This is a genomic window from Variovorax sp. RKNM96 (genome assembly GCF_017161115.1).
GTDB lineage: Bacteria > Pseudomonadota > Gammaproteobacteria > Burkholderiales > Burkholderiaceae_C > Variovorax.
On sequence record NZ_CP046508.1, the window covers coordinates 3,570,570 to 3,584,811 of the forward strand.

Annotated in this window: 14 protein-coding genes; 6 read left to right on the forward strand and 8 right to left on the reverse strand. The window is 62.1% G+C overall.

Annotated elements, in window-relative coordinates; translation table 11 throughout:
• Positions 1-55: 55 nt before the first annotated feature.
• The 6 genes from GNX71_RS16430 to GNX71_RS16455 form a co-directional block, all read right to left on the reverse strand.
• Positions 56-466, reverse strand: coding sequence for an Hsp20/alpha crystallin family protein (locus tag GNX71_RS16430; protein ID WP_206179288.1), 411 nt, complete (start codon positions 464-466; stop codon positions 56-58).
• A gap of 33 nt (positions 467-499) precedes the next feature.
• Positions 500-940, reverse strand: a complete 441-nt coding sequence (locus GNX71_RS16435) for an Hsp20/alpha crystallin family protein (protein WP_206179289.1) — start codon at positions 938-940, stop codon at positions 500-502.
• A gap of 111 nt (positions 941-1,051) precedes the next feature.
• A complete protein-coding gene (locus GNX71_RS16440; RefSeq protein WP_206179290.1) occupies positions 1,052-1,387 on the reverse strand; it encodes a hypothetical protein in 336 nt (111 codons plus the stop codon).
• A gap of 178 nt (positions 1,388-1,565) precedes the next feature.
• Entirely contained in the window at positions 1,566-2,051 is a 486-nt protein-coding gene (locus GNX71_RS16445; protein ID WP_206179291.1) for a PA2169 family four-helix-bundle protein, read from the reverse strand.
• A gap of 199 nt (positions 2,052-2,250) precedes the next feature.
• Entirely contained in the window at positions 2,251-3,516 is a 1,266-nt protein-coding gene (locus tag GNX71_RS16450; protein WP_206179292.1) for a HAMP domain-containing sensor histidine kinase, read from the reverse strand.
• A complete protein-coding gene (locus tag GNX71_RS16455; RefSeq protein WP_206179293.1) occupies positions 3,513-5,078 on the reverse strand; it encodes an ATPase domain-containing protein in 1,566 nt (521 codons plus the stop codon). Before GNX71_RS16455 ends, GNX71_RS16450 begins: the two co-directional genes overlap by 4 nt.
• Before the next feature lie 579 nt (positions 5,079-5,657).
• Between GNX71_RS16455 and GNX71_RS16460 the strand changes: the two genes are divergently transcribed.
• From GNX71_RS16460 to GNX71_RS16480, 5 genes are all read left to right on the forward strand, one after another.
• Positions 5,658-6,461: a hypothetical protein gene (locus tag GNX71_RS16460; protein ID WP_206179294.1), complete on the forward strand. Its 804-nt coding sequence runs from the start codon at positions 5,658-5,660 to the stop codon at positions 6,459-6,461.
• Positions 6,454-8,406 (forward strand): hypothetical protein, encoded by a 1,953-nt coding sequence (locus tag GNX71_RS16465; RefSeq protein WP_206179295.1) that lies wholly within the window; start codon positions 6,454-6,456, stop codon positions 8,404-8,406. Before GNX71_RS16460 ends, GNX71_RS16465 begins: the two co-directional genes overlap by 8 nt.
• Positions 8,407-8,415: 9 nt before the next feature.
• On the forward strand, positions 8,416-9,537 hold the full coding sequence (locus GNX71_RS16470) for an ATP-binding protein (protein WP_206179296.1): 1,122 nt from the start codon (positions 8,416-8,418) through the stop codon (positions 9,535-9,537).
• A 13-nt stretch (positions 9,538-9,550) separates the two neighbouring features.
• Positions 9,551-11,119, forward strand: coding sequence for a hypothetical protein (locus tag GNX71_RS16475; protein ID WP_206179297.1), 1,569 nt, complete (start codon positions 9,551-9,553; stop codon positions 11,117-11,119).
• A gap of 112 nt (positions 11,120-11,231) precedes the next feature.
• Positions 11,232-11,597 carry a hypothetical protein gene (locus tag GNX71_RS16480; RefSeq protein ID WP_206179298.1) on the forward strand — a complete coding sequence of 122 codons (366 nt, stop codon included), beginning with the start codon at positions 11,232-11,234 and terminating at the stop codon, positions 11,595-11,597.
• 107 nt (positions 11,598-11,704) lie between these two features.
• Here the strand turns inward: GNX71_RS16480 and GNX71_RS16485 are convergent, their stop codons facing one another.
• Together GNX71_RS16485 and GNX71_RS16490 are read right to left on the reverse strand one after the other, a co-directional pair.
• Positions 11,705-11,995, reverse strand: coding sequence for a histidine kinase dimerization/phospho-acceptor domain-containing protein (locus GNX71_RS16485; RefSeq protein ID WP_206179299.1), 291 nt, complete (start codon positions 11,993-11,995; stop codon positions 11,705-11,707).
• 68 nt (positions 11,996-12,063) lie between these two features.
• Positions 12,064-13,476 (reverse strand): sigma-54 dependent transcriptional regulator, encoded by a 1,413-nt coding sequence (locus GNX71_RS16490; RefSeq protein WP_206179300.1) that lies wholly within the window; start codon positions 13,474-13,476, stop codon positions 12,064-12,066.
• 301 nt (positions 13,477-13,777) lie between these two features.
• Between GNX71_RS16490 and GNX71_RS16495 the strand changes: the two genes are divergently transcribed.
• Positions 13,778-14,098, forward strand: a complete 321-nt coding sequence (locus GNX71_RS16495) for a hypothetical protein (RefSeq protein ID WP_206179301.1) — start codon at positions 13,778-13,780, stop codon at positions 14,096-14,098.
• Positions 14,099-14,242 lie beyond the last annotated feature (144 nt).

Below are 14,242 nucleotides of genomic sequence, written 5' to 3' on the forward strand. Positions count from 1 at the left end.
GAAAGCATTCAAAGGTAGTCGGCGAGCAGCCAAGCGGCTGCCCGCCCCCTCGCGTCTAGGCGACGTGGATGTCAATGCGCCGCGGCTGGGCGTGCGCTGCCTTTGGGATGCGCAGCTTCAGCACCCCCTGTCCAAGTTCGGCCGTCACGCCTTGCGTGTCCAACTCCTTGCTGAGCGTGAAGACGCGGCGAAAGCGCCCCAGGCCGACCTCGGTGTGGCTCGTCTTCAGGTCTTGCGGCACCGCCAACGCCGACTCGGCCTCGATCGTCAGTGTTGCCGCTTCCACATGAAGATTCAGCTTGTCCCGGCTGACACCCGGCAGATCCGCATAGAGCGTGATGCCGCTCTCGTCTTCGATCACATCGACCGGCGGCGTGAGCGCCGCATCGCTGTAGCGGGATTGTTCGTCCTGCGCGGTCCTGTCCCGTGCGAGGTCGTCGCGCGAGGTCTGGATGGTGTTGCTCATGGTGAGGTCTCCTTTCTTTCGTTGCGTTCGTCGTCATTGGATGGCGATCCGGCGCGGCTGCGCGGAGGCCCGTCGCTGCACGGTGATGTGCAGCAGCCCATCCTTCAGCTTGGCCTGCACGGCCTCGGGGTCCGCATCGTCAGGAAGCGTCATCACGCGACGAAATGCACCGTCGAAGCGCTCGTTGATGTGCACGGACGCCTTGCTGCCCCCGGCTTCAGGCAAAGCACTCTTACGCTCGCCGGCGATGGTCAGCAGGCCGCGCTCCAGGTTCACCTCGAGCGAAGCCGGATCCACGCCCGGCGCGAAGGCATAGATCTCCAAGGCCTGCGGCGTGCTGCCCACGTTCAAGGCAGGAAAGCCGTTGCGGGCGAAACCCCGGATAGTGGGGGACAGATCGAAGGCCTGCTGCACATCGTGTTGCAGGCGATCCATCTCCGCAAAGATGTCGCGAGGAAACAGAGAACGGTACATGGCGAAAAACCTCCGTGAAAGTTCACTCGCGCGCCGCGGGCGTGCCCTCGGCGCGTCCGAACAATGATTCAAAAAGCCTGGCTCAACAGTTTCAAGCCCGGCGTGGCTGGCTCAGTGCGGCCAGGCCGTTTCGCGGGGGGCGGGCGCTGGACCGCGCGATGACGCGTGCGCGGGGGACATGATTCGCGGCATTCGGAATCGCCAACGAGGTGGGCGGGATTCTGGATAACCGAATGTCGCCAGTTCCTCGCGTCCCTTTTGGGTGACGGCCAGCACCTGGGCCGCCGAGGGGGAGCCGGTCAGGGAGGCCGGGTCCGAGGGAGATGGCACCAGGGCGATAACGAGTCCGGCTGCTCGCAACAGCCTCACCTGGTCGATATCCTCGGTGCGATAGAACGAGACGGGCAGGCGCGAGCCGGCGATTTGCTTGAGCAAGTTCATGGTCATTTCAGTACCTCCTTTTCGGTTGACCAATTTCCGACAGAAGTCAACATAGGCGTCGCCGTTTCAGATTTCAAGGGGCGTGTAAAAAATGTCGTGCTGGCTTCGGAAAGGGGCACACATTCACGATTGCAACCTCGAATCTTGCGAATGGCGGGCATGGTTGGAAGCCGCCGTGGGGCACTCACCCACGGTGCGGATATGACTGGAAGCGCAGGTCACGAATTTGAGCGTAATTGCGTTGAGCGTTTTGTGCTCGACGTTCCACGACGCGGCGCGCCTCGGGCGGTAGATTCTGTTTCAGCGCCTTGTGGTAACGCGCCACCGACACATCCTCCCTTCGTTCGCATTCATCCAGCATCGACAAGTCGCTGCCCGCGCCCGCGGCAGCATGGCGCACAAAGCGGCGATGAATGGCACCGCGGGCCGTGCCCCCCTCGGCGGGAGTGCCACCAAAGCGCCAGATCAACAGAACCAATTCGTCGGCAGCTTCGTGACACTGCTCGGCGCGGTGATAGAACACTTGCTGAAGGTTCGGTGCAGCCACCTCGTCCGCACAGGCTTGAAAGCCAAACTCTCCGTCCCGAGCGGTTTCCAGCAGTTCATTGAGCACCTCCACCACCCGCTCGTTTTCCAGTACCCCGGTGGAAGAAGGATTTTCCTTGGTCATGGTTCAACTCCTGGAATGGCGCCAAGTAGTCAGTCGAAGAACTCTTTTCGATCTCCTATCGTGATGCGAGGCGCAGGGTCTACCGTCATCAAGGTATGACGACCGGTGTAAGAATTTGCCGCCCGGCGTTTGCCAAGGAATCAACAGGTGTCGAGCTTTTCATGCGCGATGCGCCAATCCCGGCGCGCATCGCCCCCCGCTACGCTGCGTTGTGTGCGGGCGGCAAATTCACAGGCAGCGTGACATGGAACGTCGCCCCGGCATGACTCCCGGCGCTTTCCACCCGGATCGTCCCGCCGTGGTGCTCGACGATGTGACGGGCGATGGACAGCCCCAGTCCCAGCCCTTGGGCATTCGCTTTGAGCTGCTTCGTGAACGGCGTGAAAACATGCGGGAGCAGCGCCTTTTCAATGCCGCTGCCCGTGTCCGTCACCGACACGGTGTACGTCTGCGCGTCGTAATGCAACTGCAGTTCGATGCGTCCGGACGCCGGAGTGAACTTGACAGCGTTGGACAGAAGATTCCAGAACACCTGCTGCAGACGATGCACGTCGGCCATGAGTGGCAGTTCGCCAAGTTCGTCCAGCTTTGGAATCACGACGGAAATCTGCTTGGCCTCGGCGTGCGGCACCACGGCAGACACCGCGGCCTTGAGGATGTCGCGAAGCGACGCAGGGTGCATGTCGATGCGTAGCTGGCCGGTGCGAGTTCGCGCCGCCTCGATGAGATCCTCGACCAGCCGCGCCTCGGTATTTACGTGGTACTTCATGTTGACCAGTGAGGCCCTGATGGCCTCCGGATCGGCGAGCGCACCCCGCAGCAAGATCTCGATTCGCATGCCGAGCACGGACAACGGCGTGCGAAGCTCGTGCGACACGCTGGCAAGAAACACCTCGCGCAGTCGACTGAGCTCTTGAAGGCGCTCGACCGCCTCGGCATGGCGGACCGTGGACTCGATCATGGTTTCGAGCAGTTCGGTGTACACCGTCATGCGCGACGCGGGAACGGGCGACTCCAGCCGCACCTCCGCCCAAAGCCGTGCACCGTCGACACCGAGCTGACGCGCGATGCGCTCGCACCCCAGCGGCGTTCCGAAGGTGGCGAACGCCCATCCGTAGACGATCACGCCACGCACCTGGCCCCCGATCAACAATGGGACGGCCTGCAGGCGCAGTTCGTCGCCTACGCTGGCGCTCCCGGGTGCACCCGTGTCGAGGACCTGTGCGGCGAGGTCTCGCTCGATCCTGTCGCCCAGGCGGCCCTCGTTCCATATACCTGCAGTTGCCAGCAGGCGCGCGACCTTCGAAGTGGCAAATGGCCCGGCCTGCCTTTCGCAGTCCAGGTCGTAGGCGCTGACGCAGAGTTCGGTCGCCGCGGCGAAACGTGCCAAAGCACGACGCCAGCCTTCCCCGTCCAACCCCGTCGGACGGTTCTCGGGGCTCTGGGCGTCGGCGCTGGCGTTCACTTGGTCGTCTCGGGCGGCAACTCCGGCGAATCCGGCAACGCCTTGCCATGCGCGACAGCGTCCTCGATCATCGGGCTCTTGCGCGACGGCGAGCGCGCCAGCAGTCCGTAGTAGGAAGAGAAAGGCAGCTGCGGCACGGGGGCCGCGTCCTCTCCCTCGGCCGCCGATTCGTCGAGCAAGGAGATGCCGCCTGCGCCGATCACGTACTCGCGCGTCGTCTGGATGTTCTTGCTCCCACGCACCTTCGGCACTGCGATCGCGCGGCGCAGGCGCGTGGAGATTTCCACGTAGCTCAGCAGAATGATGTTGTCGACCAGGTGCGAGCCTTTGAGCTCTTGGCTGATCTGAGAGACGCCCAGGAGCTCGGGACTCTCGTAGTTGAAGAACGCCGTCGCGAGCCGACCCTTGACGAAATCAGCCAGCGCGTAGAGGAAGTCGGAGGCCTGGTCGGGACTCGCCATTTCGTAGACGGCCACCGAGTCGAAGACGATGCAGTCGATGCCTTCCTTCTCGACCAGCTTGGTCACCCGGTCGAAGTGCACGTCCAGCTCCAGTTCCAGGGGCGATTCGTAGTGGATGAAGAGCGAGCCCTGCCGCACAAGGCCCTCCAGGTCGAAGCCCAGGCTTGTTGCGTTGCGGATCAACTGGCGCGGATGCTCATCCAGGGTCACCAGCAGCGCCCGCCGCCCGGCCTGTACGGCCGTGGTGAGAAACTGCACACCCAGAACCGTTTTGCCGGTCCCGGAGATGCCGGTGACCATGGTGATCGAGCCCTCGTAAAGCCCGCCGGCCATCATCACGTCCAGCGCGGCGCATCCCACGGACACGCGTTCGCTCGACGTGGGTTGGTCTTCGTCGACCTTGGGCCGCGACTGGGCACGCCGATACACGTGGATGCCGGTGCCGGCCTCGATGCGCATCGAATGGCTTCCGCTGATGAAATCCTGGCCGCGCGACTTGACCACCGCCAGGGTCCTGTGGACCCGGCGACGCACTTCGCTGCGGTTCAACGAGATGATGGTGTCGAAGACGAAGCGCTCGTGGGCATGCGCCTCCTGCTTCGTTTCGGCGCGTTCCGCAGTAACGAGTGTCGTGACGCCGAGCCGGGCGAGCCCTTCGACAAGCAAGTGAACATCTTCGCGAAACGGCTTGTCGTGGGCTTCGGCATAGAGGCGAAGCGGCGTCAGGCCATCGATCATCAACCTGCGCGCGCCGATGGAGGCCAGCTCTGCGGTGAACGCGCCGTCGGCGGTGCGGAATTCATTGAGAAGAACCGCCGGCGAGGTCTGGATGATCTTGACCTTGCGCTCATCGATGAGCCGCTGCAAGTCCCAGTTGAACCCCTTGGCGTCCCGCAACAGTTTCTCGGGATCAAGCTCGAAGGAGACGATCACGCCGGGTTCGTCGTAGAGGGCCGCCCCAGCGTGAATGAAGGCCAGTCCCAGAGTGGTTTTCCCGGCGCCGGGCGCGCCTTCGACCAAGATGTTGTTGTTCCGCTGAACGCCTCCCAGAAGCACCTCGTCCAACCCTGGAATCCCGGTGCGTACGGGGTCTTGCTTCATCTCGGTCCCTTAAATCGTTGTCTTGAAAGAGTCGGACTTTACCCGTCAGGAGCTTCTTCTCGAATGGAAGAGCTGCTGCATGTGAAAAGACATACCTGATGCTCCTGCAGCTCATTTTGCGCGGCTGATCCGGTGCAGCTGAACGCGATCGCGCTCGCCTGGGGCAGGCATCACCTTGGCCGTTCAACTATGGCGTTGGATTGTTGTGGCAGAGCTGGCCCGGGTAGCTGGTTCCCCTACCGTCGGTTGTCGTAGGACCGCTCTGGTCGGTCTCCGCCTTGATGGGCCTGTCCGCCTGCTCGGCAGGGCAGTCATGGCGGCCGACATGAAGAAGGTCCCTTGCGCCGTCAAGGCTGGTTGCGATCGCTTCGTTTGCACCAATGACTTTGGCGGCGAGATTGCCGCCTCATGCGCCTCAACGAGTGAAGGGATCGCCGCAATCCAGACGGAAACTTGAAATTTCGACAGGCCTCGGCTATCAGTTGTTATTGCACTGAAGAAAGGAGATGCCAATGCCAAAGACAAGCGCCCGCGCAGGTGGAGCTGCCGGGCGCTGTTGAACTACCTGATCGCAGCCCCTTGCCGAACTACGACTGCATAAAAGTAGTCGCTGGCGGAGCTTTTGTCAAATTTGCGACGAGGTGGATGGCACTGGCGCAGTCCATGGATGCTCACCAGGCAAATATCATCAAGTCGAGGGCCCCGCTTCGTCCTAGCCGCGCCTTGCGGTCCGCATTGGCCAAGCGCGGGAGAGGCGTTGGCACCATCACCTACTTCTTCAGCGCGAAGAACGATCGTGACATCGTGCTTCCGAGCGATCTCGAGCTCGCACATGCGCTGCTGCTTGAGGCCGACGAAACCGTCAAGGCCTACGACACGGACCCCGACCGCGTCATCGCCTACGTTGAGCGCGAAGGCTATCTCGGATCCAAGCCCGATGCGCTCGTGACCCTTTGGTCGGGGCGCTCGCGGTATGTCGAGGTCAAATACCTTGCCGATCAGGGGCGCGAACACGCGCAAATGCAGGCAGAAATACAGAGACGCGCTGCCGACGCTGCGGGCGCGGAATGGAGCTGGTTCACTGACGATCACGCACGAGCCAAGGAACGGCTGTTGCACGACTGGCTGCACATCGCACCGGTACTCGCCCAGACCAGGCTCGATGTGAAAGCGCGGTGGGAGTACTTGGCGGGATGGGTGCTCGCCGCAACCCGCGAACCTACAACGCTCGGCCAACTGCAGCGGCGTGCCGTGGATCCGTGGGAACTCGTCTTCACTACGATTTTTCGCCTGGTGCAGATGGGGCGCCTGAGGACGGACCTCGAGAGCGAGCCCATAAGCCCTGCGACGGTGGTGGCTCCAAGGGAGCAACGTCATGGCTAGCCGTAAGCTTGTCCCTGAGTTGCTGGACTACTCACGGTGGCCGACCGTCGATGCGCACCTTCTTACCGAACCCGAGGCACTTCGCTTCTCGCGGTTGTCTGGAGCGATCAAGGCTGCATGCGATGGCGTAAAAAGCGGCGAAATCGAACGACGCTTCGGAATTTCCCGCAGTCTGCTGCACTACCACCTCGCGCAATGCACGTCGGATGATGCTGACGGTCGGTTGAGAGGGTGGCGAGCCTTGACGGGGACGTCAAAGCGCAACGCATACGTACGCAGCGCCGAATTGAAGCCCGGGCCCGAGGGGCAAGGCCTTGCCGGCGCCTTTGGAGCCCTTCTGCGCGAGTACCCCACGGTCAAGAAGTGGCTGAATGCACGCCTCAAGCCTGACGATGGGACAAAGTTCCAAGCAGCTGGTTTGGACCTCGCTCTGATCCATCAGGACTTTCTGACGAAGCTACGCAAAGCGGGTCGGCGCGCCGACGAGTATCCATTCACAACCAAACGGCACGGCTACGAGTCTCTGTGCGCCTACGTCAGAAACCGCATTGCCGAAGGCGACGATGACGCAGCTCGGTTGAAGTTTGGCGACCAAGCTACCGCGCGCGCAGGTCGGAACTCGGGCAAGACAAGCTTCTTCAGGCCCATCGTGGCCTTCGAACGAGCGGCCTACGACGAGTACCGCTGCCCTGAGATCGAGACGTTGCCGGTTGTTGTGGACATAGGCGAGGAAATAGAACTCCCGCTCAGTCGTAGCTGGTTTTGCCTCATGGTGGACTTCGACACGACCGCAGTTCTTGGCTGGACCTATTCGGTGGCTGGTCGCTTCCGTGCTCTGGATCTGCTGCAGGCCTTCGAGTATGCGATCCATCCTCCTCCAAGGGTCAAGCATCCAGTGTTCGACGAGCTACTCAAGCCTTTACCAGACGAAGGACTCCCCGCGGCTGTCATTCCGGCGGCATCGGGACGGCGTATCTGCAGTCTGGCGGTCGACAACCATCTGACCCACTTGGCGAACTCCGTGGTCATCGACCTGCGGCGTCGCAGCGGCGTGTCGATCAGTTTCGGCAAGGTGCATAGCTGGATCCAGCGTTCTGTGGTCGAAGGCATCTTTGCCGAATTTCAGCGTGTCCTCACGCGCTTGGCCTCGACCACGGGTAGCGGCCCGTCCGACCCACGTGTAAGGGACCCGGTTGAGAAGGCCGTTCGCTACAAGATCCGCGCCGCAGACGTGCATGCCCTGTTTGATCGGTTGGTCGCCAGGCACAACGTCCATAGAAAGCGCGCACTCATGTCGGCCACGCCGAATGAGGCGATCACCGCGGAGTGGGCCGAAAGCGCCCGCTTGCAGATTATTCCCAAGTACCCCAGGAGCTTCGTCGATAACCCGTGCATCGCCATCGAAATGGAATGGCCGCATATTCGCGGCAGCCGCAAAGACCATCGCACCCCCTACATTCAGCTTGACGAAGTCGAGTACACCAATGACTTGTTGAGGCAGAGCTGGGGCATGCTCGGCGAACAGTTGTGCGTGCATATCCGCGGGGACTTCCGCACCGTGCGTGCATTCCGCGCGGACGGCACCGAGTTCGGCGTCCTCCACGTCAGCGGGGTGTGGGCGATTTCAGCCCACACCCGCGAAGTGCGAAAAGAAATCAACAAGCTCTATCGCGAAGCGGTGTTCAAGGATCGCTCGGATGATCCGGTGGCCGCGTATCAGCGGCATCTTGCAGGAATCGCAGTTCAGAAGGTTCACGGCAAACGGCGACCCAAGATCACACGGGAAGCCAGCAAGCTTGCACGGTCGTTGTCCGTCCCCGGCAGCGCCAGCGATTCACCGGACTTTCGCTACGAGTGCAAAGCCCCCAAGGCGCCAACACCGCCTCAAGTCAAGTCGCGGGGGCGTCGCGCATTCTTCGCGCAGTCGCAGTCTTCGCAGAAATGAGGAGGCGCCATGAATACCACGCAGGCAAGCAGCGGACAACATCCCCGACGAGGTGGATCCAAGCCGAGCAGTGCCACTTCACGGGCGATTCACCACCGGCGTGAGATCGAAGAGGCCGCCGCCAAGCTGGAGGAAAACCGCCTTGCGAGATTTCGAACCGCGTACTTGGCGAACGCGGACGAAAGGCGTCGGCTCGCTGCATTTCATCCGTTGCTCGAACAGAAGTACTTCATCGAGACCGATGAAACCGCGAACTTCTACGACATTGTTTGTGACCACGCGATGGCGCGCAAAAGCGGCCTCTACATCACTGGTGAGTTCCGGGTCGGCAAGACCACCGCCATCGAAAATGCCGTCGAGCGACTCCGAAGGGACATGCCATGGCTCGCCGTCCTGGTTCACTCCGCCAAGCGCAAGCCAAATCAGTCGAAAACAGCGCTTTGCAACGACATGGCAGCCTCTTTCAGGTGTCCAACCTCACGATACCAGGACAGCGCCGACTTGCTCGCCCGATTCATGATGGCTGAGGCGGTACTCGCTGGAAGCCGGACATGCCTGCTGTTCATCGACGAAGCGCAGATGTTTACCGTGCTGCACATGCGGTACCTGCTCGAGATATGGAACGAACTGCGCCTCGAAGGCTTCCTTCTCGTCAGCGTGCTCGTAGGTCAGGAAGGCCTTGAATCGCTGAAGATGTTGACCTCGGAGGAGGATCACGGAGCCGTGGTCGCTCGCTTCTTTGTGAAGAGGTTCGACTTAGGCGGCCTGCACAAGCTCGCTGAGCTGGTAGCGTACCTGCGTGCCTTCGATGGTGCCTTGTGCTGCCCTACCGATGTTTGGCCGTACTCGCGCTTCTTCTGTCAGAGGGCCTTCGATGCGGGATGGCGGCTGGAGCATGAGGCCGATCGGCTATGGACCGCTCTCGTCGATTACACCAACACAGATGAGCGCACGCTGTCATATGCGGGCTTTCGCCTGGCATTCGTGAACGACGCCATCCATGCATTTCTGCTGGATTCGATGAGGAATGACGGCAGTTCGTTCAAGGGCACGTCCTCGGTTTGGAAGGAGGCCGTCCAGGCAGCCGCTGATAGCGAACTCTTCGTCGGGCGCGGCCGTGGCAACCATTGACACCCGGCGAGAAATGACCTGGGTCGCATTAGGCGCTTCCCAGTTCGAGAGTGATTGGATGGCATGGCACCGCTTTCTGTGGATGAATGCCATCACCGGCGACGACCTGTGGCGGGCCCTGTCCGGAGAAACCCGCCGGTCAGCGCTGCCGGATGGCAGGAGCTTTCATAGGCGCTACATGGCGTTGATGGCGAGCACGCCGCTGATGCGCAATTTTGCTCAGCACTTCCGAGCCAGATCGCTCAGCAGTTGCTTCGGCCCGAATACCGGGGGTGAGATGCTGGCTGTGCGAACCGTCAGGTTCTGTCCGGAGTGCCTGCGAGCGTGTTTTCACTCGCCGGTCTTCCAACTGGCCTGCATCAAGCGCTGCCCGCTTCATCGTTGTGAATTGGTCGCGGCATGTCCGCGATGCGGTGGGGCCGTAGGCCAACCGATGTTCGATCCGGCGTGGGTCCGTCATCCCTTGGCGTGCGAGTGCTGTCGCGCCCCCTTCGCCGATGATCACCTTGTGGAGCGCGCACTGAGCGGGTTTGCCGCAGGCGAGCTCGTATTCGGCCAATTGGAAGCTTGGATGACGCGTCTGCGGACATTCCAGTTCGTGTCTGCACGTAGCATCGGGCAAGAGCCGGTCGCCCCGCGCGACTACAAGACCATCTGTGCCGGCATCGCGCACCACGCGCGTGGGCCGACCCACTCGAAAAGCTGGCTCGACCGGGAATTCCCCTGCAAGCCGCTATTGCGCCGCCGGGAAAGCGAACTTTCGGCGCTGGAGCGATTTGCCAACGATCAACACCTGCGGCCGATCAACCCGGATCTCGATGTGGCATGCGCGATCGCCAAGTCGATGAACCACCAGCTTTCGCGGCGCCTTCGGGCAATCTGCGGCCACCGGCACACGATGCGCTTGAATTGGGAAGGAGCCGCACGTCAGTTCTCGCATCTGCAGCCAGTCTTGCTCATGTCACCCCGCGATTGCCCGTGCTGCGCGATTCTCGACCAGTGGCGTGCCTATGCCGGCAAGGTGCTCGCCCTTCGCAACCGCGCGCGCGAGCCCGGCAAACCTCTTTACGAAAGACACGTCGGGGACTTCAGAGTTGCCTATAGCCTTGAGCCAGCGGAGTTTGCCAATGCCCTGCTCTCCTCGTTTACCTGGTTCGCTGCAGCGCTGGGGCGCGTCGTTCAATACTACGCTGGCGTGAACACCCAACTCTGGTATCCGAATGAAGAGGAATTCTTTGCCCACCGCCTGATTGATTGCAATGTGATGCCGTTGGAGGCAGACCGGTTTCATATTGCGGTCTCTGGCTATTTTTTTTCAGAGAACGGGGAACGAATTTGCTTCGCCTACTCCATCGACCACGCTTTCCGAAGCTTAAAAAAATGCCACCAGCTTTTTCTTAAGCGCAAATACTGGATGGCGCTGTCCAGCGATAAATCCAGGAGAAACAGGGACCGCAATGATTGGTACATGCACATGTCCGATTATCTTCAGACAAGGTTTGCCTCCACACAGCTCATCGAAGTTCCGAATCCATGTCCCCAGGCTTTCTTTGCCGTTGGAGGAAGGCGAGCTGATCGCTAGGGGCAGTGCAAGACGTCCTTGGCTCCCCCGAGCGCCCCCGCAAGACGATCTCATCGCTTGGCGAAACTCAACCGCCATCGCCAAGCCTGCGGCATGTCAAACCATTTGCTTCATGCAATTTGAGGCAATCGTTTTGACATTTGCACGAAACTGCCCTCTCCAAGGGGACGCCGGGCTCAGTGCATGTCAAGGCGGATGCCTCACCCATCTTGGACGCCGCACTCTTCTTCACGATCCTGCGGCGACCAAAAAATGCGGACGTTTTGACCAAAAGAGCGGCTACGAGGTCGCCGCCTGCGTGCGGGAGCGAAGTGCCGATCATTCGCCTGTGTTGATCGCTCTCACGGGCTATGACGGCCCGGATCATCGGGCCAGTGCGCTCGCTGCCGGTTTTGACCATCACGTGGTCAAACCGGTGACTTTCGAGTCGCTGCAGCGACTCATCGGTACCGCCCTAAAGAAACTGCGATCAGATTGACCTGAGCCTGGCCTCAGCATCGCAGATTGCCTCGGCGTCGGCCTCGATGGCGCTGCTTCTGCTCATCCTTCGTCGTGGCGACTCCAAGATTTTTCCCGACGGCAGGTTCAGTCGGCCAGCGCCTGTGCAAGCTCATGCACACGCTCCGTCAGCGTAGTCATCCGCGAGATCTGCCGCTCGAGCACGTCCGCGACTTCGCGGCGGGTGGCGGGGTCGTCCGTCCTGCGCAGCAATTCGAGGGCCAGAGCCATGGAGCCGACGGGGCTGCGCAGGTCATGGTCGATGGCGCGGGCCTCCAGCGCGCAACGGGCCTGCATCGCCTGCCGCACAAGCAGTGCATTCCCGGCCATTTCGGCGTGGCCAGCCTGTCGCGCGGCGCGCCGTTCGTAGAAAGCCATTGCCACAAGGGCCGCCCCCGCCCCCAGTGCCCAGCCGATGCGCGCCGCGGCCGCATCTCGGCGCCGCGTCACAGGCGATACTCCTTGAGCCGGTTGTAGAGCGTCTTCATGCTGATGCCGAGCATCGCGGCCGTGCGTTCCTTGTTCCTGCCGCAACTCTCGTAAGTAGCGAGGATCACGCGCCGTTCCACCTCGGCAAGCTGGGTGCCGATCTCGACCACGACTTCGCTGCCGCCCAGCTCCAGCACGCCCGGCACCGTCTCGTCGAAGCCCGTCATCGTCGCGCGCGGGGGCACGGCTTCCCGACGCCGCGAAAGTTGCGCGCCGCCGAGAGGCGGCAACCATTCCTCGGTCACCTCGGACCCCATTGCCATGACCCACGTGCGCTGCACCACGTTGCGCAGCTCGCGCACGTTCCCCGGCCAGTGGTAGGCACCCAGCCGCACCAGCGCCGCGGGGCTGAAGCATCGCGCGCCGCCGTCCGCGCGGTGCAGGTCCTGCAGGAAGCTTTCGGCGATCAGCTGGATGTCCTCGCCGCGCTCGCTCAGCGGCGGCAGCGCGATCGGAAACACGTTCAGCCGGTACAGCAGGTCCTCGCGCAGCTTGCCGCGCGTTACCGCCTCTCCGGCATCGCGGTTGGTGGCCGCGATGATGCGCACATCGGTCTGCAGCACTTGCGCCGATCCGCCCCGCATGAAGGTGCCGCTCTCCAGCACGCGCAGCAGCTTCGCCTGCAGCTCGAGCGGCATTTCGGTCACTTCGTCCAGGAACAGCGTGCCCCCGTGCGCCCGCTCGAAGAAGCCGCGGTGCTCTCGCTCCGCGCCCGTGAAGCTGCCGCGCTCGTGGCCGAAGATCTCGCTCTCGATCAGATGCGCCGAGAGCGCCGCGCAGTTGACCGCCAGAAAAGGCTGGTCGCGACGGCGGCTCAGATCGTGTACCCCGCGCGCCACCAGTTCCTTGCCGGTACCGCTCTCTCCCTGGATGAACACGGTGACCGCGGTACCCGCCACCCGCGACATCTGGCGGTGCACCCGCTGCATCGGGGGCGAACGCCCGATCAGGTCGCCAAAGCGGCCAGTCTTGCGCCATTGCTCCTGCACTTCGGCGAGCTCGGCACGCAGTTGCGACGGTGCCACTAGGCGCGACAGCAGGCTCTTGAGGTGCTGCGGATTGATCGGCTTCACGAGGTAGTCGGCCGCCCTGAGGCGCAGCGCCCGAAGCGACGTCTCCAGGCTCGCCTGCCCGGTCATGAGCACGAGCACCGTGTCGGCCAGGATGTCGGGATCGGACAGCAGGTCGAACCCGCTGCCGTCGGGCAGGTGGAGGTCGAGCAGCAGTAGATCGGGCCGCTGCATCGCGATCAGGCGGCGGGCCGCGCCGATTGAATGGGCGCACACGACCGTGTGGCCCTCGCGAACCACCAGCGCCGCGATCATGCGCGCCGAATCCTCGTCGTCTTCAACAATCAGTGCATGGCCCAATCGTGACTCCCTTTGCTCCTGCGCCGATCGGGGCGCCCGAGCCTTTGACTACCGGCGTTTCATCCATCCGAGCCGCCATGCAGGTCGTGCATTCACGCCTGCCTGCAAGTAGTACGCACGTTCTCAGTTATTCGGATTCACGCCATTTGACGTTTTTTCGAGAGATTTGGAAATACGTTTTGACGCAATGGCGGATCAAGATCCGCAGGCGGTTGATGCAGGCCGGGGATGGGTGCGTGCGCGGCGCCCGAATCGCGCTCGCCGAGCTCGTGCGAAGGGGCCCGGTGCAGCAGATCGATGCTTGAAGACTATTCGATCTGATCGCCTGATGGCTCGCCATCGCCTTATTCATCTGCCTGCAATCGCAGATCGCGTTCTGCAGACCATCGCTAAACGACCGCGCACCTCTACGCAACACCGTTTGCATATCGTCGCGATGGTGCAGCGCCGCATTGAAACCACGGTATCGGCAATCGGCGCGCGAAACGGCGTGTTCGGCGCATTGGCCCGCACGGAGGTGTCGCCGATGCCGACCGCCAGACCGGAAACCGCCCGCCACCTGAATCAACGACGACCCTTTTTCGTCCGATCTCCACCCGCGGCCAGTCAGCGGCTTTTTTAAATTCGCGTCGCGGTGGCTGAACGCGAAGTATTTCCGCACCAACGCCCTGCCTTCGAAATAAAAATAATTGACCGATCTTTCATCGCAATTATTCTGGACGTCCGATTAAAAATAGCCAATTCAATACCCGAGGACTACGCCGGG

Excerpts from the sequence above, each read along its gene's own strand:
- GNX71_RS16435 (WP_206179289.1), bottom strand. The coding sequence starts at position 940 with ATGTACCGTTCTCTGTTTCCTCGCGACATCTTTGCGGAGATGGATCGC.
- GNX71_RS16455 (WP_206179293.1), bottom strand. The coding sequence starts at position 5,078 with ATGAAGCAAGACCCCGTACGCACCGGGATTCCAGGGTTGGACGAGGTG.
- GNX71_RS16465 (WP_206179295.1), top strand. The coding sequence starts at position 6,454 with ATGGCTAGCCGTAAGCTTGTCCCTGAGTTGCTGGACTACTCACGGTGG.
- GNX71_RS16445 (WP_206179291.1), bottom strand. The coding sequence starts at position 2,051 with ATGACCAAGGAAAATCCTTCTTCCACCGGGGTACTGGAAAACGAGCGG.
- GNX71_RS16470 (WP_206179296.1), top strand. The coding sequence starts at position 8,416 with ATGAATACCACGCAGGCAAGCAGCGGACAACATCCCCGACGAGGTGGA.
- GNX71_RS16430 (WP_206179288.1), bottom strand. The coding sequence starts at position 466 with ATGAGCAACACCATCCAGACCTCGCGCGACGACCTCGCACGGGACAGG.
- GNX71_RS16440 (WP_206179290.1), bottom strand. The coding sequence starts at position 1,387 with ATGACCATGAACTTGCTCAAGCAAATCGCCGGCTCGCGCCTGCCCGTC.
- GNX71_RS16475 (WP_206179297.1), top strand. The coding sequence starts at position 9,551 with ATGACCTGGGTCGCATTAGGCGCTTCCCAGTTCGAGAGTGATTGGATG.
- GNX71_RS16485 (WP_206179299.1), bottom strand. The coding sequence starts at position 11,995 with ATGGCTTTCTACGAACGGCGCGCCGCGCGACAGGCTGGCCACGCCGAA.
- GNX71_RS16480 (WP_206179298.1), top strand. The coding sequence starts at position 11,232 with ATGCAATTTGAGGCAATCGTTTTGACATTTGCACGAAACTGCCCTCTC.